The organism is Flagellimonas myxillae (assembly GCF_023502235.1).
In the GTDB taxonomy this organism is placed as follows: domain Bacteria; phylum Bacteroidota; class Bacteroidia; order Flavobacteriales; family Flavobacteriaceae; genus Flagellimonas; species Flagellimonas myxillae.
The window spans coordinates 171,315-191,298 of sequence record NZ_JAMFLY010000005.1 but is presented as its reverse complement, the minus strand read 5'-3'; the positions used below and the strand labels follow the sequence as shown (position 1 = coordinate 191,298).

14 protein-coding genes and 2 tRNA genes are annotated in these 19,984 nt (G+C 42.6%); 9 read left to right on the top strand and 7 right to left on the bottom strand.

Annotated elements, in window-relative coordinates; translation table 11 throughout:
• Nucleotides 1–31: 31 nt before the first annotated feature.
• From M3P07_RS17150 to M3P07_RS17135, 4 genes are read left to right on the top strand one after another with little or no spacing between them, the layout of a single operon-like run.
• On the top strand, nt 32–2,983 hold the full coding sequence (locus tag M3P07_RS17150; protein WP_249971156.1) for a PSD1 and planctomycete cytochrome C domain-containing protein: 2,952 nt from the start codon (nt 32–34) through the stop codon (nt 2,981–2,983).
• Nucleotides 2,983–4,434, top strand: coding sequence for a DUF1501 domain-containing protein (locus tag M3P07_RS17145; RefSeq protein ID WP_249971155.1), 1,452 nt, complete (start codon nt 2,983–2,985; stop codon nt 4,432–4,434). Before M3P07_RS17150 ends, M3P07_RS17145 begins: the two co-directional genes overlap by 1 nt.
• 20 nt (nt 4,435–4,454) lie before the next feature.
• Complete coding sequence (locus tag M3P07_RS17140; protein WP_249971154.1) at nt 4,455–5,369, top strand: NHL repeat-containing protein; 915 nt, start codon at nt 4,455–4,457, stop codon at nt 5,367–5,369.
• Nucleotides 5,370–5,372: 3 nt separating this feature from the next.
• Nucleotides 5,373–6,776 carry a c-type cytochrome domain-containing protein gene (locus M3P07_RS17135; protein WP_249971153.1) on the top strand — a complete coding sequence of 468 codons (1,404 nt, stop codon included), beginning with the start codon at nt 5,373–5,375 and terminating at the stop codon, nt 6,774–6,776.
• A gap of 8 nt (nt 6,777–6,784) precedes the next feature.
• Here the strand turns inward: M3P07_RS17135 and iolG are convergent, their stop codons facing one another.
• Nucleotides 6,785–7,795, bottom strand: coding sequence for an inositol 2-dehydrogenase (iolG, locus tag M3P07_RS17130; protein WP_249971152.1), 1,011 nt, complete (start codon nt 7,793–7,795; stop codon nt 6,785–6,787).
• A 424-nt stretch (nt 7,796–8,219) separates the two neighbouring features.
• On the opposite strand from iolG, the gene M3P07_RS17125 reads away from it, so the two are divergent.
• The 5 genes from M3P07_RS17125 to M3P07_RS17105 all read left to right on the top strand — a co-directional run bounded on the left by M3P07_RS17125 (nt 8,220) and on the right by M3P07_RS17105 (nt 16,311).
• On the top strand, nt 8,220–8,810 hold the full coding sequence (locus M3P07_RS17125) for an RNA polymerase sigma-70 factor (protein ID WP_249971151.1): 591 nt from the start codon (nt 8,220–8,222) through the stop codon (nt 8,808–8,810).
• Nucleotides 8,811–8,949: 139 nt separating this feature from the next.
• Nucleotides 8,950–10,095 (top strand): FecR family protein, encoded by a 1,146-nt coding sequence (locus M3P07_RS17120; RefSeq protein ID WP_249971150.1) that lies wholly within the window; start codon nt 8,950–8,952, stop codon nt 10,093–10,095.
• Between the two features lie 124 nt (nt 10,096–10,219).
• A complete protein-coding gene (locus M3P07_RS17115) occupies nt 10,220–13,858 on the top strand; it encodes a SusC/RagA family TonB-linked outer membrane protein (RefSeq protein ID WP_249971149.1) in 3,639 nt (1,212 codons plus the stop codon).
• An 11-nt stretch (nt 13,859–13,869) separates the two neighbouring features.
• A complete protein-coding gene (locus tag M3P07_RS17110) occupies nt 13,870–15,867 on the top strand; it encodes a SusD/RagB family nutrient-binding outer membrane lipoprotein (protein WP_249971148.1) in 1,998 nt (665 codons plus the stop codon).
• 105 nt (nt 15,868–15,972) lie between these two features.
• Nucleotides 15,973–16,311 carry an SdrD B-like domain-containing protein gene (locus M3P07_RS17105; protein ID WP_249971147.1) on the top strand — a complete coding sequence of 113 codons (339 nt, stop codon included), beginning with the start codon at nt 15,973–15,975 and terminating at the stop codon, nt 16,309–16,311.
• 246 nt (nt 16,312–16,557) lie between these two features.
• Here the strand turns inward: M3P07_RS17105 and M3P07_RS17100 are convergent, their stop codons facing one another.
• The 6 genes from M3P07_RS17100 to M3P07_RS17075 all read right to left on the bottom strand — a co-directional run bounded on the left by M3P07_RS17100 (nt 16,558) and on the right by M3P07_RS17075 (nt 19,967).
• Complete coding sequence (locus M3P07_RS17100) at nt 16,558–17,439, bottom strand: bile acid:sodium symporter family protein (RefSeq protein ID WP_249971146.1); 882 nt, start codon at nt 17,437–17,439, stop codon at nt 16,558–16,560.
• A 165-nt stretch (nt 17,440–17,604) separates the two neighbouring features.
• The gene (locus M3P07_RS17095) at nt 17,605–18,207 is read right to left on the bottom strand and encodes a short chain dehydrogenase (protein ID WP_249971145.1); all 603 of its coding nucleotides are present in this window, start codon (nt 18,205–18,207) and stop codon (nt 17,605–17,607) included.
• 6 nt (nt 18,208–18,213) lie between these two features.
• Nucleotides 18,214–18,648 (bottom strand): GNAT family N-acetyltransferase, encoded by a 435-nt coding sequence (locus tag M3P07_RS17090; RefSeq protein ID WP_249971144.1) that lies wholly within the window; start codon nt 18,646–18,648, stop codon nt 18,214–18,216.
• Nucleotides 18,649–18,968: 320 nt separating this feature from the next.
• Nucleotides 18,969–19,053, bottom strand: a tRNA-Leu gene (locus M3P07_RS17085).
• Between the two features lie 53 nt (nt 19,054–19,106).
• Nucleotides 19,107–19,179, bottom strand: a tRNA-Gly gene (locus tag M3P07_RS17080).
• A gap of 149 nt (nt 19,180–19,328) precedes the next feature.
• Nucleotides 19,329–19,967, bottom strand: coding sequence for a class I SAM-dependent methyltransferase (locus tag M3P07_RS17075; RefSeq protein WP_249971143.1), 639 nt, complete (start codon nt 19,965–19,967; stop codon nt 19,329–19,331).
• Between the last annotated feature and the right edge of the window lie 17 nt (nt 19,968–19,984).

Sequence of the window (19,984 nt, the reverse complement as noted above, 5' to 3'; positions counted from 1 at the left end):
TCGATCAAAAGAATTTTATAACTTGACTATTATGTTCAATCTTAGGAAGGTCATCAGCAACTCGGGAAGTTTTGTGGCGCTGTGCTTGTTTTTAGCCATGCTTTTCTCTTGTGGCAATTCCGAGACATCCTACGAGCCGCTGCCCAAAACGGTGGATTTCAATTTTCATATCCGGCCAATTTTAGTACAGAACTGCTATTTGTGCCACGGTCCAGATCCAAGTAGTCGTAAAGCGGAGTTGAGACTGGATACGTACGAAGGGGCGACTGCAGCCTTGAAGGATGGCGGCTTTGCCGTGGTCCCTGGAAAACCAGGCCAAAGCGAATTGATGTTTCGGATAAACCATGAGCACGAGGATAAAATAATGCCTCCCCCAGAAACCAATAGTATCCTTACCCAAAGAGAAAAAGACCTTCTGGAAAAATGGATCAAACAAGGGGCCGAATGGAAGCCCCATTGGTCCTTTATCAAACCAGAAGTTGAAGAAGATCTTGCCGAAGCGGATTTGGATCAGTTTGTAGACCTTCAATTGGAACAAAAAGGCTTGGAAAAGGCACCGATAGCCAATAAAAATACCTTAATACGAAGGGTGGCCTATTTATTAACGGGACTGCCGCCGACCCCAACTGAAGTGGAGGATTTCGTTGCGAACACTTCCGACGATGCTTATGAAAAAATGGTGGACCATTATTTAAATTCCCCTGCTTTGGGTGAACGATGGGCGCGACATTGGATGGATTTGGTGCGATATGCCGAAACCAAGGGTCATGAGTTTGATTATCCAATCACCGGAGCATGGAAATACAGGGATTATTTAATTAGGGCTTTTAACAACGATCTTACCTATGATCAGCTTCTTAAGGAGCATCTGGCGGGGGATATTTTGAACGAAAAACGTTACGACGACAAGACAGGATTGTTGGAGTCACCGATAGCTACGGCCTTTTACGCAATGGGGGAGGGAACCCACAGTCCAGTGGATATTAAACAGGATGAGGCCAATCGCATTGACAACATGATCGATGTTACCACAAAGACCTTCCAAGGTTTGACGGTGTCTTGTGCCAAGTGCCATGATCATAAATTTGACCCCATTACCGCTGCGGATTATTATGCGCTATACGGTGTTATGGAGAGTACCCGTTTTACCACTTTGGATGCCGATCAGTCCATCTCCAAGGAAGTTTCGACAAAAGAAATCTTGGATATACATAACTATGTAAAGCAAACAGTCGCCGAAAAGCTTACCGCAAAACCAACCCAAGGAACCGCTTCCAGTCCAGATGCTCAAGTAGCACAGGATTTCAAGAAAATTGGGGATTTTAGGAATGCGGATTTTGATGGTTGGGTAACCACTGGTCTTGCTTTTGGAGAGGGGACTACCTTGGGCATCCCGGTAATTAATTCGTCCTCAGGCAAATTGTCACAGTTCGAGGAGGGGAAGGCCTCCAGCAAGATTTTTGGATTGGGCGTAGTTGGAACATTGCGATCTCCAGATTTTGTTTTGGATGCGGATTTTATCGGTGTTCGGGCTAGGGGAGAGCAAAGTACCATTAGGGTCATCGTGGATAATTTTCAATTGATTCAATGGCCTATTTATGGAGGACTAACCCAAGGGGTTGGTAGTGCAAACTGGAAAAACTATACCTTCAACGTTAAGCCTTGGATAGGGCACAAAGCGTACATTGAAATATTGCCGGGCGGCTATGACCAGCATAATTTCAATTTACCGCCCAACGCCTATGTGGAGGCCCAATATGCCATTTCCTATAACTCAGAATGGCCAACCAAGGTGGAAACCAAGTCTAGGAATGCATCCGAGGCATTTTCCATGGATAAGGTCAAAGCGTTGAATGCCAGTATCAAAAATGGGAGCTTAAATCTTCGTTTTCCAGAGTTGATCACCGCAATCGACAGTACAAGGAAACTAGCGGAAAACCTGAAAACCGAATCTTTTATTTATGGTACCTCGGATGGTTCCGCGACCGACAGCCCCGTTTTCAATCGAGGCAGGTACCAAGAACCTTCAGAAGAAAACGTCCCCAGAAGATTTTTATCGGCTCTTCCCCAAGGAGATATACCTTTTGAATCCAATGGCAGCGGCCGATTGGAATTGGCGGAGGCCATGCTTCATGACGATAACCCGCTTACGGCCCGGGTGATGGTAAATCGTATCTGGCATCATCTATTTGGCAGGGGGATTGTGGAAACCGTGGACAACTTTGGACTCCAGGGTAAATTACCATCCCACCCTCAACTGTTAGACCATTTGGCCATCAAGTTTCAAGAAGATAATTGGTCCATCAAAAAAATGATCCGATATATCGTCACTTCGGAAACCTTCAAAAGGAGTACAGTCAACGAACTTGAACCGTCAGAGAAAGACCCGAACAATATCTACTTGGCATCTTTCCCGATCAAACGCTTGGAATCAGAAGCGATTCGTGATGGAATATTGGCCGCTTCCTTGAGTTTGGACGTCACCTTGTACGGACCACCGATACCGACTTATCTCACGGAATTTATGGGGGGTAGGGGAAAACCCGAAAAGTCCGGGCCACTTGATGGTGCAGGCCGAAGAAGTATCTACCAAGAAGTACGACGAAACTTTTTGGAGCCCATGATGACGACTTTTGACCGCCCCATTCCGTTTACAACCTTTGGAAGACGGGATGTGACCAATGTTCCAGCCCAGTCGCTAATTCTGATGAATGACCCATTCGTGATCCAACAGTCAGAGATCATGGCGCAAAAACTGTTGGTAGAAAAGAACCTGTCGTTTGATCAAAAGGTCGAATGGATCTATATGCGTATGTTTTCCAGAAAACCTACCGAAAAGGAAATTGCCAACGCTTCACAATTCATGACCCAAATTAAAGCGATGAAAAATTTGGATGAAAGCACCGAAAACAAAGATTTGGAAATCTGGAAGGAATATTGCCATAGCATCTTTAATCTAAAAGAATTTATATACCTGATATAATGAGCAAGTATCACAATTTTATGAGGAGACCGCTTTCACGTCGTGAAATGCTGACCGTTTGCAAGGGCGGATTTGGATCTCTTGCCTTTATGAGTCTATTTGGGGTTTCTACTTTTTCCTGTAGTCGTTCCAAAGGAGGTATTTTGGCACCTACCTCGAACGTACAATTAGGCCCACACTACCTGCCCAAGGCCAAGAATGTCATTTTTCTATATATGGATGGCGGAGTTTCACAAGTTGATTCTTTTGACCCCAAACCCAGATTGGCCAAGGAGAATGGTCAGGACCCCAGGAAGAAATTTAAGGTGGATGCTACCCAGTTCGATAATGTGGGCAAGATCTTAAAGAGTCCTTGGGATTTTAAACAATATGGGGAGTGTGGCATGCCGGTTAGTGACCTCTTTCCACATATTGCTACCTGTGTGGATGATATTGCCCTGATTCGGTCAATGACATCCCAATTTCCAGAACACACCAATGCCAATTACTTTTTACATACAGGAAGTGGACTACAAGGAAGACCCAGCATGGGATCTTGGATGACCTATGGATTAGGAAGTGAAAACAAGAACATTCCTGGATATGTGGTCTTGGATGGTGGATTGATTCCGCCTGGAGGCCTTGATAATTTCAAGAATGGATTTTTACCTGCATCTTATCAAGCTTCAATATTGAGAGCAGGACCACAGCCGGTAGCGAACATCATTCCCAAAGAGAAGATTCCAAACCTTCAGGAACAAAAGTTGGATTTTATCAAACAATTGGATGAAAAACAATTGGAGGCCGTAGGGGAGGCAGATGCCATTGAATCGGCCATATCCAATTATGAGCTGGCCTATAAAATGCAATCCTCCATCCCAGAATTGACAGAATTTAAGGAAGAGACCGAGGCAACCAAGAAATTGTACGGTTTTGATTCCGATGACCCCCACACTAGAGGATATGCCGCACAATGTTTGCTGGCACGTAGATTGGTGGAGCGCGGGGTTAGATTTATCGAATTGACCTGCCCCAAAGTAAGTGCAGACCGATGGGATCAGCATGGAAACTTAAAAGACGGCCATGAGAAAAATGCCCATGCGGTGGACCAACCCATTGCGGGGCTGCTCAAAGATTTGAAGTCAAGGGGCATGCTTGAGGAAACCTTGGTGGTTTGGACCGGGGAGTTTGGTCGAACTCCTTTCGCCCAAGGATTGGATGGCAGGGACCATAACCCATCGGCTTTTAGCATGTGGATGGCTGGCGCGGGAATCAAAGGAGGAACCATTTTTGGTAAAACCGATGAATATGGATATCGGGTTATTGAAAATGAGGTGACCGTACATGACCTGCATGCGACCATTATGCACCTTATGGGCATAGACCACGAACGCCTGACCTTCCGATTTGGAGGCAGGGATATGAGACTGACCGACGTGCATGGACATGTTATCAAAGACGTATTAGCATAGAACAAGAAACCAAAATACTTATGAAATCAGCCTTTAAGCTCGGATTAATTTTCTTTTTACTGCCCCTTATTATGGAGGCCCAACAATCAACTTCCGAAATCAAGCACTCCTTCTTTATAGCCGGGCCCCAGTTTACTGGAATTATAGATGAAGCTGGACAAGTAGTTTGGGATTCCCAAAAACCATCGGCCAGGGATGGCTATGTGCTCAAAAACGGAAACATTCTTATTTGTTGGGCGGATGAAGTTCGGGAGTACAACAAGAAAAAGGAAGTGGTACTAACCTACAAAAGGGCTGAAGAACAAATGGAATTGGGAACTGCGGTTCGGCTGTCCACGGGAAATACTTTGATTACCGAATCCGGCACTGAACCAAGAATAGTGGAGATCAACAAAAAAGGGGAAGTGGTAAAAAGTGTTCCGCTTCAACCGGAAACCGATAATGTGCACATGCAGACACGTATGGCCAGAAAATTAAATAACGGAAATTATCTGGTTCCGCATTTGTTGGCCTTTGCCGTTAAGGAATATGAACCGGATGGAACTGTAGTGAACATTTTTAAAACTGATTTTGCGGGCTTTGGAGGGCGAAAGGCCGAAACCTGGCCATTTACCGCCATCCGGATGAAAAATGGGAATACCCTGGTTACCCTCACCCACGGAAACCGGGTAGTGGAGTTGGATCCCGAGGGAAATATAATCTGGGAAATTGATAATTCCATTTTTGACGGAAACCCTTTGGTCGACCCCTGCGGTGCCCAACGCCTTCCCAATGGAAATACAGTAATTGCCAGTTATGGAGCCCAAGAGGGTATTAAAATGCTAGAGGTGGACAAGGACAAAAACATCGTGTGGACCTATAGCGATTATAGGGCACATCATTTTCAGATATTGACGACTAATGGCAAACCGGTAAAGGGAACTCCACTAAAGTAAAGAATGAACGTTTTAAGTATGCTGTTGATCGCGGGTGCGGAAGGTGGTCCTTCTGACTTTCTGATGTTTTTGGGAAGAATCCACCCCTTAGTGGTTCATTTGCCAATCGGATTTTTGTTGTTGGCGGCCTTGGTGGAATGGGTTGTAAAAAAACCACAGTTCCAGCCCATAAAAAACTACACCTATTACCTGTGGGGATTGGGAAGCATCAGCGCTTTTTTCGCTGTGCTTTTTGGCTACTTTCTTTCGCTTTCCGGGGATTATAATGAAAGCACCCTATTTTGGCATAAATGGGTCGGGGTTGCTGTACTGCTATTTTCCTTAGTGTGTTACTTTCTTTCCAAGAAACAATGGAAACTTCCGGCCTACGGGAAACCTGTTTTAATTTTCCTCGTGGTTTTCGCAATCTTTTATACGGGTCATTTAGGTGGTAACCTCACCCATGGTTCTACCTATTTATTGGAATATGCCCCAAATGTGGTCAGGAATTTCGCAGGAATGCCCGACAAGGCAGTTCCGAGGGAAAAAGTAACCGTATTGGATTCGGCCGACGTGTATTTGGATTTGATTTCCCCAATCTTGGATAGACGGTGTGTAAGCTGTCACAATGATGACAAAAAGAAAGGGGATTTGAATTTGAACACCTATGCCAACCTAGTTTTGGGAGGTGAAAGCGGAGAGGTTATGGTCCCTGGTGATTCCAATGCAAGCGATATGTATCGAAGGATCACGCTGCCCGAAACCCACGATGAATTTATGCCCACCGAAGGGAAGCCTCCTTTGTCCGCGGATGAGGTTGCCATGATTGGATGGTGGATTCAGGTACAAGCACCATCCCGAGGCTTTTTTGTGGACTTGGAACCGGACGAGGAAATCAAAAACAAGGTGGAGAAGTATTTGGGTCTGGATAAAAATCAACTGCTTTCCCAGACTGTCCAACCGGCCAAGAGGGAGGTGGTGGACTCCCTGTCCAATTTTGGATTCATTCTGAATTCTTTAATGAGTGACAACCATTTTTTGGAAGCCAATTTTAGTTTAAGCGAACAGCCGTTGAAGCCCCAAGTTTTGGAAACCCTCTATGGATTGAACGAACAACTGATCTGGTTAAACATGAGCAACTCGGATGTGGAAGATGTGCATTTGGAGCAAATAGGGAAATTGGAAAATCTGATAAAACTAAACCTGAGTACCAATGCAATTACCGATAAAGGGTTGGTCCATCTAGCCCGGTTGCAAAACTTGGAATCCCTCAACCTTTATAAGACCAAGGTTTCCAATGGACTCCTAGAATTGGTGCCCCAACTCCCCAATTTAAAGCGGCTTTATATTTCGGACACCCAGGCCGACAGTACTATTGTGGCACAGCTTCAACAACAACACCAAGATCTCTTGATAGAGTTTGATTGAGGCTAACTTCAATCGATTTGTATGCTATCTATTTGTACAGGTCGATTTTCTTGTAAGGATTTGTTGGCGGCCTCAGCAATTATCATGGCTTTGAGTCCATCTTCACCGGAGACGGGCATGGGCGTACCGTTTTGAAGCGCTTCAACAAAAACCTTGATTTCCTCCAGATAGGAAGATTCGTAGCGATCCATAAAAAAGTTGAGGTGGCGATCCGAATCTGTGCCATTTTCCGTGGAGATGGTCACTTTGCTTTTTAAGGGGTTGTCCACCTTTATGGCACCCTTAGATCCAAATACTTCCAAACGCTGGTCGTAACCATATTTTGATTCCCGACTGTTTTCGATAGTGGCAACGGCACCATTTTCAAACTTCAGCAAAACAGTGGCGCTGTCAATATCGCCGGCCTCCCCAATGGCGGGATCTACCAGGCAATTCCCATAGGCAAATACTTCCACGACCTCGCATCCCATTATAAACCGGGCCATGTCAAAATCGTGAATGGTCATGTCCTTGAACAGTCCGCCCGATTTTTTAATATAGGAAATTGGCGGAGGGGCGGGATCGCGACTTACAATATGGAGACTTCTCAAGTTTCCAATTTTTCCATTTGAAATTTCGGTTCTCACCTTGGAGAAATTGGTATCGAACCGTTGGTTGAAGCCAATCATAAGCGGCACATTTAAATGGGATATGGCCCTAATGGTCTCACTTGATTTTTGCAGGGATTTGTCAATCGGTTTTTCACAAAACACGGCTTTGCCCGCTTGGGCTGCCTTTACCGCAAACTCTGAATGTGTATCGCTGGGGGAACTGATAAGAACCGCTTCAATTTCTGGGTTTTCCAAGATAATACCAATGTCGTCGGAAACATGTTGGACTCCCTGGTCCAAGGCAAAATTTTGTCCTTCTTTTCCTGGGTTTACTGCTGCAATAAGCTCTACGCCCTCTATTTTTCTGGAAAGGTTTTCGAGATGGATTTTTCCCATTCTCCCCACCCCGATTATTCCAATTTTTATCATTTGGTTTGGTTTATATAAAAATACGTTTTGCAGGCCAGTATTGCAACAGAAATTTGTTGCGAACACCCTTGATTTTGCCTTGAATTATAAGGGGTACAACAAATATGGAGTTACCTAGGAACTTAGGGGAATCTTGTGTTTTTCTGGAGCGGAATTTGTTCGCCGGAACGGGATTGTGATACATAAAAAAAAGCTGTTTTATGATACCTTTTTTAATGAGTTTCTTGATTTTGTAACCTTAACACACCAATTGGAGATAATGTAATCTAAGTAATGTTAAATGTTTAATTTTTAATCAACAGTTTGTGTTAAATGCAAAAAAAGTACATATATATGCTAAAAAATTGTAAAGTCTATATTAGGTTTTTTCTATTATTTGGCCTGCTGGATTTTTGTTTAACCGGTTTTAAAGTCCATATTTCTAATGTCAAAAAAGGTTAGGACATCTCTTCTTCATACCGATGAAGCCCTTTTGGATCGTTTGCAAAAAAACGACGAAAGAGCCCTGACCGAACTGTATGACAGGTATTGGGATTCCGCTTTTTTGGCCATATACAATGTCTTAAAGGATAAAAAGCTTTGTGAAGATGTTATTCAAGATGTCTTCTTGGATATTTGGAACAGGAGAAGGAAAATAAAGATAAGGACCACATTTAAAAGTTATTTTTTCTCCTGCGTACGATATCAGGTATTTGCCCAAATTAGAAAACGGGAGAAGAATGTTAGGGGCGAAATTTTTGAAAACCTTGATCAAAGAGTACATTACAGTTGCCCAGAATCTGAATATTTGTACAACGAGCTGCTAGACAGAATCAATTCCAGCGTTGAACGTTTGCCCAAAAAGTGCAGGGAAGTATACAAGCTCAGCAGGAATGAGCAATTGACCCATGCAGAAATTTCCCATAGACTGGATATCTCCACAAAAACCGTGGAAAACCACATGACCAAGGCCCTTAAAATACTTAGAAATACCGTCGGCAATTTTCTCCTATTTCTTAGTCTGCTCCTTTTTTAATCTCCTAAAACTTATCGAATTTTTCTTGTCGAACTGCCGCTTCTTGGCATAGAATAAAAAAAAATTCATTTAAAAGTAGGGGATACCATGCGTAATTGACACTATATATAAAAAGGCCCATCTGGGTTAACAATTTCGTATGGATAAAAAGAGCTTTTTAGCCTTATTGGATAAATACTTAAAAGGAAACACCGATAAAGAGGAGGAAAGATTTTTACTCAACTATTTCAATAGTTTTCAGGAAGAGGATTCGGACATTTGGCCCCAAGAGTTGGGCGATCGTCAGGAGCTTAAGGAAAAAATGTTGGGCCGTTTGACCCAGGGAATCAATCAAAAATCAAGATGGGACAACAAGGTAAGATCTATTAGGCCCAAGAAGTTTCTAAAATATGCGGCAAGTGTGGCCTTTATTATTGGTGCGCTTTATGTGTTCTTTCTGGAGCAAAAAACTGGTACGCAAAGCATTTCCAACCAGAACAATTCGGATGCAATCGTTTTAAAGCTCGATGATGGCAATCTTGATGTGATTTCGGAAAACGACCAAAAAAAGATAACGGATTCCAAAGGTAATGTGGTGGGTTACCAAAAAGGAAATACTATAGCTTATGAGCAAAAACCGGATTCCAAAGAATTGGTATATAATGAATTGACGGTTCCTTTGGGAAAAAAATTCGATTTGGTGCTGTCAGATGGCACCACTGTCAAGCTCAATGCAGGAAGTACAATCAAATACCCCATCCAATTTATAAATGGATTGGACCGGGAGGTTGAAATATGGGGTGAAGCTTATTTCGACGTGACCAAGGATGAAAACCATCCTTTTTTGGTCAATGCCAACAACATACAAGTAGAGGTGTTGGGAACCAAGTTCAATGTGTCTTCCTACCCGGAAGATGAGGATATAAGCACAGTATTGGTAGAGGGCTCGGTGAAATTGTCGGCAAAGAATACTGTTGAAATGAGGGGCTCCCTGGTTATAAAGCCAAATCAAAAAGCATCCTTGAACAAGAGCACAGCTCAAATGACGGTGACCGAGGTGGATACGGATATCTATACCTCCTGGATTAACGGACGGATTGTGTTCAAAAATTGTCCCTTTAAGAATATTCGAAAAAAGCTGGAAAGGAGATATAATGTTTCCATAATCAATAACAATGCCTCCTTGGATGAGAAATTCTACAATGCTTCATTTGATATTGAGACTATTGAGGAAGTAATGGAGGCTTTTAAAGAGAATTATGCCATTGACTATACAATATCAAACAATCACATAATTATTAACTAAAACAAACTTGCATGACCAAAAACTAACGAACCAATACATCACAAAATCGGAGGATGTTGGCCCATCCCCCGATAGTCAAACGTGATTCAACCTAATGTTAAACCACAATAACACTATTAAAAGTATGAAAAAAACAACTAATTCGGGTGTGCCGTTATGGGACATTCCGAAAATTGACCTCAAAATGAAACTGACAACAATTTTGGTAATTGTTTCGTTTTTCCAAATTCAGGCCAGTACATACTCTCAAACCACTAAAATTTCATTGGACCTAACACAAGTGAGGGTAGAAAAGGTGCTGGATGAGATAGAACGAAATACCGATTTTAAGTTCTTGGCAGATACCCAGGAAGTCAATCTGGGAAGAATTGTTTCCATCAAAGTAAAAAATGAAAAGATCAAAACAATCTTGGATAGAATTTTTACTGATGGCAATGTCGTTTATTCGATATTGGGCAAACAGATCGTGCTCAAAAGGAACACACAGATACTTACTGATGGCAACAATCCAGTTGTCCAGAGATCCGTATCCGGAACCGCGGTAGATGCCGACGGACAACCGCTTCCGGGTGTAAATGTTATTGAAAAAGGAACGGGTAACGGTACATCTACTGACTTTGATGGTAATTATACCCTCAATGTTTCTAGTGATTCCGCCACCTTGGTGTTTTCCTATATAGGTTTTGTCACTGTAGAAGTTCCTATTGCCGATCAGACCACAATCAATGTGACCATGAAAGAAGACGCAAGTCAGTTGGATGAAGTAGTGGTAACTGCATTGGGTATTCGAAAAGATGCTAAAGCATTGGGTTACGCGGTTTCCAAGGTAAGCTCCGAGCGGGTACTTGCCAGTGGTTCTCCTGTAAATGCCTTGCAATCGCTTTATGGAACCGCTTCAGGGGTACAGGTAGCAGGGACTGCTAGTGGACCTACGGGTGGTTTTAAAATCAATATTCGAAATGCGGTATCCTTCGACCAGAACTCTACCACAAGACCCTTAATTGTTGTGGATGGTATTCCCATTTATGATGAGGACACCGGAATCACAGCAAATGCAAGAACCGGAAGGGACAATGGAACCGGAATCAACGATATTAATTCGGAGGACATTGAGTCCATGGAGATCCTTAAAGGGGCAAAGGCCTCTGTACTTTATGGTAGTGAAGGAGCCAATGGGGTAATATTAATTACCACCAAATCTGGGTCTAGAAGTCGCGGGCTTGGTATTAGTGCTTCCATGACCACCACAATTGAACAAAGTGCATTTACACCAGTCCTGCAAGATCAGTATGGAACAGGTCGTAGCGCAAGTAACGCTGCAAACGATGACCAAGGGTTTTATATCAATGAAGCCGGTGAAAGGGCGCTGGACGTTGCTGGACCTGGTTTTGGCCCTAAATACGACCCCAGTGTACAACTTCGCTGGTGGGATGGTTCCCTACGTCCGTGGCAACCCACAAATAAGGATGTTTTTGACCAACTTTTCCGAACGGGTAGTCAAAGACTTCTCAATGTAGCGGTAAGCTCAGGGGGAGAAAAAGGATCTGTGCGTTTTGCATACACCAATATGGATTATAAGCCCATTACACGTGGTGGAGATTACGACCGAAATACCTTTAGTGTAAACGCTTCGTATAAATTGAATGATGCTATTTCACTAAAATATGTTGGCAACTATTTTGTGACCGATAATTTGAATCCTTCATTTGAAGGATCTGCGGATGCACAAGGTTCCACTGCAAGTTTGGGGGGGTATACCCGAGATGTGGATGTTGATCTTTTGCGTAGCTTTTTGGTTACGGAAAATGGCTTTAACTATTTCCGCGGTGAAGATCAGCAAAGGAATTTTATCTCAACAGGAAGAAGTACTGTAGTAAGATCCCTTTGGGATTGGACCCAGAATGAAAGTGAATTTAGACGTCTTCATGGTATACAGTCGCTCACCTTGGATGTGACATTGAGCAAAGTGTTCAGTGCACAAGTTCTTGCAGGAATAGATAATACTGATGAAAGAAGAATTTACAGAGGTAAGCTGGAAGACCCTAGCTTAATTGGGCCAAATAGTGGTTCGGTGTTCAGGGACCAAAACCGTGAGATTAGAAGATCCTATATTCAAGGAACGCTAAATTTTGATACTTCCTTCAATGATTGGGGTATTTCCGGTCTTGTTGGTGCCATACATAGGGACAATCGCTTTCAGACTAAAGGAGCTGAGCGTATTGGTGGATTTGTAATCCCCAACTTTTTCTCTTTTACCAACTTGCCTTCCGGCCAACAACCCAACTACATTAATGATAATGGGCGTGACGTACTTTACGGGGTTTTGGGATCAGTTCAAGTGGATTGGAAGGATCAGGTTTTTATTGAGGCGCAAGCTCGTCAGGATTGGTCATCTATCCTCCCTCCGAATAACAACAGCTATTTTTACCCAGGTTTAAGTACCACTTGGATCGCTTCCAACTCCTTGAACCTTCCCTCATTTGTTAAGTTTTTAAAACTGAGGACTTCTTGGGCAGATGTAGGAAGACCAGGGCCATTATATTTTGGTAATGTAAACCTTGGCGTGTCGCAATCAGGGAATGGATTCATTCTAAGCCCTCCAAGTTCCCTTCCTCCGATTGATGCCCAGTTTGTACAAAACCTGAAGCCGGAAAGGAAACGCGAGTTTGAGGCAGGTCTAGAAGCCTTCTTGTTTGAAAACCAAAGAATAGGTATTGACTTTTCCATATACAGAGCAAATACCTATGATCAAATTATGGCGATCACTGCTCCGCCCGGACTTGGTGTAAACACAGTTAGGGTAAATGCAGCAGATGTACAGAACACCGGATGGGAATTGGGATTGAAGACCAAGCCAATATTAAGCAAAAATTTCCAGTGGGGATTGGATATGACCTTTGCTTCGGCCCAGACCAAGGTAAACGGTCTAACGGATGACCTTACTTCCCAATTGTTGTTCGCGAGAAATGGTCTTAACTATGTAGCTGAAGTTGGGGGAGAGTACGGGACTATCATCCAACAACAAGGATTCCGGAACTACATTAACCCATCAGATGACAACGACCCCAATAATGGTGCACGTATTGTTGATAATGGTGGCGCACGCTATGCATATAACAGGAGCAGTAACAGAAAGGTAGGGAAATTGCTTCCTGATGTTACCGGGGGTGCGTTCAATAGATTCAGCTATAAGAACTTCACTTTAGTGGCCAATATAGATTATTCGTTTGGCGCAACATTTGTTAGTGAAGCGGAGACATATATGTTGGCTGCCGGGGTATTGAGGGAAAGTTTGCCCTTTAGGGATGCTGCTACAGGAGGTCAAGCCTATTATATAAATGATGAAGGTGCCAGAGTAGCGGGAACAAACCCAGGAACCGGGGCAACTTTTAACGACGGAGTTGTTTTGGAGGGTGTACGCAGCGATGGAACACCAAATACCCAAGTTGTATCTGCCGAGGAATATTATGGGGCGTCTTACTTTTCCAATGGCTTCTTCCCGGAAGATCGAATTTTCAAAAGTGATTATATAGCGTTACGTAATGTGTCTTTGGATTATAGACTTCCCGTAATCGCAGATAAAATGGGGTTGTCGGAAGCAGTAATCTCTGTTTTCGCCAATAATGTCGCATATCTGTATAAAGCGGCTCCCAACTCTATTCCCGAAGCTAGCAATGGAACTGGTTGGTCGGCTGGTGCTTTTTCTACCACAGCCTTACCCTTGCAGCGATCGTTGGGATTATCCTTAAGAGTTAAACTATAAAATTGCGTATTATGAAAAATGTATTAACAAAATTGACTTTATGTGTTCTGGTTTTGGCCACATCCTATAGTTGTCATGATCAACTTGAGGAACTGTACCAAGATCCAGATGGGTTTTCCAAAACCCAAGCAGATGCGGCCGGCGTTAGTATTATCGCCGGATACTTCACCTCGCAGTTGACCCAGGGGTTTTATTTAAGAGGCGATTATGGTGCCCAATATCATCAGTTGCGAAGCGGATCCCGAGTTATGGGGACCGGCGTACAGTTATATTTTACAGCACCAGAAGCATTTGGCGTTCCTTACAGCCTACGTGATGTTGAAAACGATTGGGGGTCCAATGGATTTAACCGATCGGTTTTTAATCAATTGAACAGTAATTGGGTAAAGGGTATCCTTTGGGCCCAAAAGGAGTTCAATAATATTGCTGAGGCAGATCGTACCAAGTTGGATGTACTTTTTATGCGGTTACTCCATGCCTTAAAGGGATATGCCTACCAACGCGGAATTGATGGGTATGACAACGTGCCCTATTTTCAGACTGGATCTGCCGGAGCCTTGGATGGGGATCGAGCAGAATGGTTGGGGCAAGAGGAAGTATACCCCATTATTATCGCCGAATTGGGTGAGATTGAGGAATATTTGTCCACTTTGGAATTGGATGCTAGCGAGTTGAGTGTTTTCCAAAATCAGGATGTTATTTTTAATGGTAGCATTATGCAATGGAGGAAGTATATAAACTCACTTCGGCTAAGATGGGCCATGACCGTTAGTGAACGACTTCCAGACCTTACCACAGCAACCATCAATGAGTTGACTGGAAAACCGCTTTTTGACGAGGCCAATGATGTAGCTGGATTGGCGGATATTGCTATTGTTGATCCCGCCCGTTTGCAACGTGAATTGGGAATAACAAGGGCTTTTAGGGAAAGAGCGGATGAAAGTCGTGCCCCAAAACGTTATTTGGAAGATACCATGTTTTGTATTCCAACGGAAGAAAGCGTGGAAATTGAAGGAGAAACCTTGTTCTATTTTAGCGGAGATAACGCTGCTGAAGGACTTGAGAACGGAACGGTGGACCCCAGAATCAAATATGTCTTCTCTTCGGATATCTTAGGGCGGTATATCGGTGCTGAAACCAGCTGGGATAATGGTAGCGACCCCAATAGTTATTTGAACAAAATAATTCGGGCCTATTATATCAACCACCCAATAATGACGGATGTAAGTGTTACCGAAGTTTCTTTTGGTTCCGAAGATGGGGACGAGCAGACTATTGCGCTCAGTGCAGATTTGGAAGGTACCTTGCTAGGTCGAGAGGCCTTCTTGCTGGATGCTTTCCGTGGGTATCTTACGAGTTCTAGCGATACCAATTTTCAAATTGGTACTGATAATAACATGATTGCAGAATTCAACGTTCGGCCTTTGTATAATTTCGACATTAGATACCCCACGCTACATGCAGTGGAAACTGAGCTTTCTTTGGCGGAAGCCGCGGTACGTGGCTTTGGTAATGCCGGCTCGGCCCGTGAACATTACGCAAATGCCATTAGATTGTCTTGTGATTATTGGTACGACATTAATAATGACAACACCTATAGTCAACAAACAGTGCCTGCATTTCCAAGCAATATGGATCCGTCCCGAATTGAAAGGGATAGGCCTTCAAAGGAGTATGATGCTGCCGCTTTTGCTGAATATGCTGCCCAGCAATTCGATACGATGTCAGATCAAGAGAAGGTGCAAGCTATCTTCAATCAATTACAGTTGCACTACGGTCTATTCAACTTTGAAGTGCCATGGACAGCTGCTAGACGTTTGATCAACTATCTAGGAGATAACCCTGGGTCGCCTTATGAGATATTTCAATGGAAGGAGCGCTTTTTGTACAATCCTAATATTCAGGCAACAGATCCGGCGGCATGGTCAATCATTAGCCAAACAGACGATCCCAATATCCCAGTTTGGTTTACCGGACGAGATACTAAATGGAAAAATGTACTTGAATAAAATCTAAACATGATCGAATAGATCACGAAGCCAAAATGAATGGAGCAGATAATGTTGTACGAGAAATTTTGGCTTCTGATCACGGTCAATAAATAAAATAAACAAATGAAAAGAATATTTTATGTCATCCTTGCATTGGTTTTGGTAGTTTCTTGTACCAAAGATGATGAAGGATCTATATTCGGGAATGCAAGTGGAGATAATGGCAACATACAAGCGGGTATCACCGTAAAGTTGTATTCCGAGAATTCGGACTTGCTCAAACAAACAACTACGGATGCAGAAGGTGACTTCACCTTTACGGGTTTAGATGCGGCCAATTATTATATCGGTGCTACCATTTCTGTTGATGGCGTTGTTTGGGATACAGGCAATACTCCCCAAATTGTGTATGTAGGTGGAGAGGTTGCAAAGGAAGTTGTTCTTACCTTAAATCAGAAATAGCAGGCCGATCTTGTTCCAGGTACATTATGTTCATGGAACAAAGTTCGCAATGTATATTGTTTGAGTTATGTTAGTTGGATTGCCGGCCATTTTTTGGCCGGCTTTCTTTTTATGGCTTTTGGCCGTAGTTGCCAACCTTCGTATGCTAAATGCAATTTCTCAATTAAGACGGTCAATTCCATAAAACTAACTTGCTTGCCATGGCCACTTTGACCAACGCTAGGGATATCCTATTTAGCTACTTGATTATGACTCGGAAGCTACATCAGGTCTTTTTCCGAGTTGCCACATTAAAAAACCGCCGGTTACAAACATCCAGATGGCATAGGCCCCAGTGGGAATGCCCATTTCTATATTATTGAGGATTGAGGTGGCGATCACAAAAGCCAAGGTTCCATTTTGAATACCGCTTTCGATGGTAATAGAGATGGCATTTTTTAAGTTCAATCGGAACAACCTGGCAGTTAAATACCCTATTCCCATGGTAGTTATGTTAAGGAGAAGGGTAACCAGTCCCACTTCTTTCATGGCTTTCCCAATGATATTGGCATTGGCGGCCAAAACAGCCAAAAAAACCAAAATAAAAATCACGGTGGAGGCAATGCGCATGGGCTTTTCCATACGTATAGCGAACTCGGTTTTGTAGTGGCGAATAATCATCCCTATGGAAATGGGAATCACAGTGATCACCATAATTTGAAGGATCGTATCCATAATGGGCAGCTCGATTTTTACACTGGCATCACCTCCAAAATACGCAATGGCATAGGACAAAATAAAGGGAATAGTAACAATGCTCAGGATACTGGCCGTAGCTGTCAAGGTAACGGATAAAGCTATATTCCCTTTGCACACCTGTGTGATCAAATTGCTGGTCGGGCCGCCAGGACAGGTGGCTAAAATGAGTAATCCCACGGCCATAACTGGGTTAAGGTCAAAGGCGATGGCAAGTAGAAAACCAATGATGGGCAAGATGATAAACTGATTGGTCAGCCCAATTAGAATGGCTTTAGGATACTTAATAATTCTTGCAAAGTCGGCCGGGACCAAGGTCATTCCCATACCCAGCATTATAATGGCTAGGGATAAGGGCAGGAATACTTTACTGATAAGTTCGGTGATGTCCATAGGTGGTTATTTAGGTTTAATATTGCGTATTGCAAAATAGTAAAACTCGCTTCAACGGGAATTGTGGGTTGGTGGAGGTAGTTTAAACGGAGATGCTTCCTTGGAATTTTATGATGAAAAGGAAAGGGACAACGATAGATGTTCATTTTAGGAAACCCAATTTTGCTAATTGTAAATTCGAATGACCTCCCCATTTCCTTGGCCCATAACGCTTCTTACATACCCATTGACCACCTTGGTCATTTGAATGGGATTATGACCTGGGAAGTAATTTTGGTATTTTTCATAGGCATCTTCTACTAAGCCAGAGGAAACCACATTGACCCGAATCCCATGATCAAGTTCCAATGCAAGCGCTTTAACGAAGCTGTGTAGTCCTCCATTGACCATGGCAGCACTCGTAGTTTGCACTACGGGGTCATCCGCCAAAATACCAGTAGTTAATGTAATTGAACCTTTCGGATTCAAATAGTTTACGCCAATACGGGTTAAATTGACTTGCCCCATCAACTTACTTTTAATGCCAATAAAGTAGTCATTTTCGGATAGGTTGGTGAATTTATCCCATTTCGCCTCTCCTGCAATACAAACTATGGCGTCGAATTTGCCGGTTTTGCCAAACATTTCCCGAATTGATTTTTCATCCGCAATGTCTACAAGTACATCACCCGAGGAACGCCCTGCAACGATGACCTCATTTTCTTTTTTAAAGTGCTCTGCGACAGTCCTGCCTATGGTACCCTTGCCGCCAATAATTAATATTTTCATAAGTTTTTAAATTAAGTTATGTTCAAAATGTAATCCCAGAATTTTAAATTTTTGGTTATAATAAAACTTGTGGGACCTGGTGTTTTCAACATAGGTGTTTAGTCCAATGGTTTGATATGCATTGGAGCACGCCCACTGTTTTATTGCATTGAGGAAGTAGTTGCCAAACCCTTTGGATTGAATGTTGGAATCGATGACCACATTGTCCAATTCCAAATGTTTGCCACAGTACACCCTTATAGTTGTCCATCCGGAGGAAATTCCAATCAAATCGTCGTTTTTGAAAAGGGCAAAACATCGATATGTGGGAATTTCAACCATTTCCTTCAATAAGCTTTCAATGTGGGTTACACTTTTGTCCGGATTTAATTGCTTTAACAATTCAAGCACCCTGTCTTTGTATTCAAATGGATTGATAAACTTAAAATCGATATTATTCATTTCTATACTTTGATATTTGTCGATATGAACTGTTAAATTTTTTTTCGAAAATTTGAATATGGTCTGTCATTGACTTTATATTTCTCTTAAGATTGTAACTGTTTGTACCCTTTTTACAACACCTAGACCATAGTTATGCATCTTAGCAGAGAGATTTAGTTACCTGGGTCAAATATATCTATAATTCTCGATATGTAAAAATGTTATGTGAATTTAGGGGCATGCTAACTTCAATCTCCGGAATATGAGTAAGTAAATAATCCATTTACCTTGCATTTCTCCATAAAAAAAGCCCTTACAAAGTAAGAGCTTCTTAAACGTACTCGAGGCGGGACTTGAACCCGCACGGCCACAATGGCCATTGGATTTTAAGTCCAACGTGTCTACCAATTCCACCACTCGAGCATTGGACTGCAAAAAAAAACTCCACCCTTGATGACTGAGCGGAGTCGAAGTCGAGCGAAAAACGGGATTCGAACCCGCGACCTCCACCTTGGCAAGGTGATGCTCTACCAACTGAGCTATTTTCGCATTTTAAAGAACAAGTGCCCTTTTTCAGGTGCGGATGCAAATTTAATATATTTCTTTAAATCTAAAAGCATTTTTGGGTAAAAGGAATGGCAAATGTTGGTTTCAGTAGGAATGGATATAGAAACCTTTGGTCTATAATCTACCCATATTTATTTAATTGCTTTTCCTTTAATTTGAGGTATAATTGGAATAAACGGGGAGTAGGAATGGTATTGCTCTAATTTTAAGGAACTAAATCCTGCTTTTTCCAATAATAATTTAGTGTCCCTATTGGTATGGCAGCCCTCAAAAAACCAGTGCCATGGTTTGTGCGCCAATTTCTGTATCAATCCCAATATTGTATTTTCCTTGGCCTTTACATGCTCAATGAATACAAATACACCATTGGGTTTTAATATGCGCTTTATTTGCGATAAACACTGTGAGGGTTTTGAAACAGAACATAAAACAAGGGTACAGGCCACAAAATCCACAGAACTGTCTGGCAAATCTATCGATTCACCCATTAGGGTCTTTATCTCTAGATGGATACCATATTTCTGGGCGCTTAATGTCAGGTTTTCATGCATGTGTACATTCGGTTCTATTGCAATTACCTTTGTTCCCTTTCTTAGATAACGCATATTGGCACCGGCGCCCGAACCTATTTCCACAATGGTTTCTGGATGATTATTGAAAAGTTCTCGCTTTGTTTTACCAAAAAGGCAATTCATGTAGCCCGACAGCATTCGGAACATCCAAGAATTAATGGGACCTAGAATTGCGTTGTTTTTAAATTCGTTGCTCATTGTATTTGAGATTGATT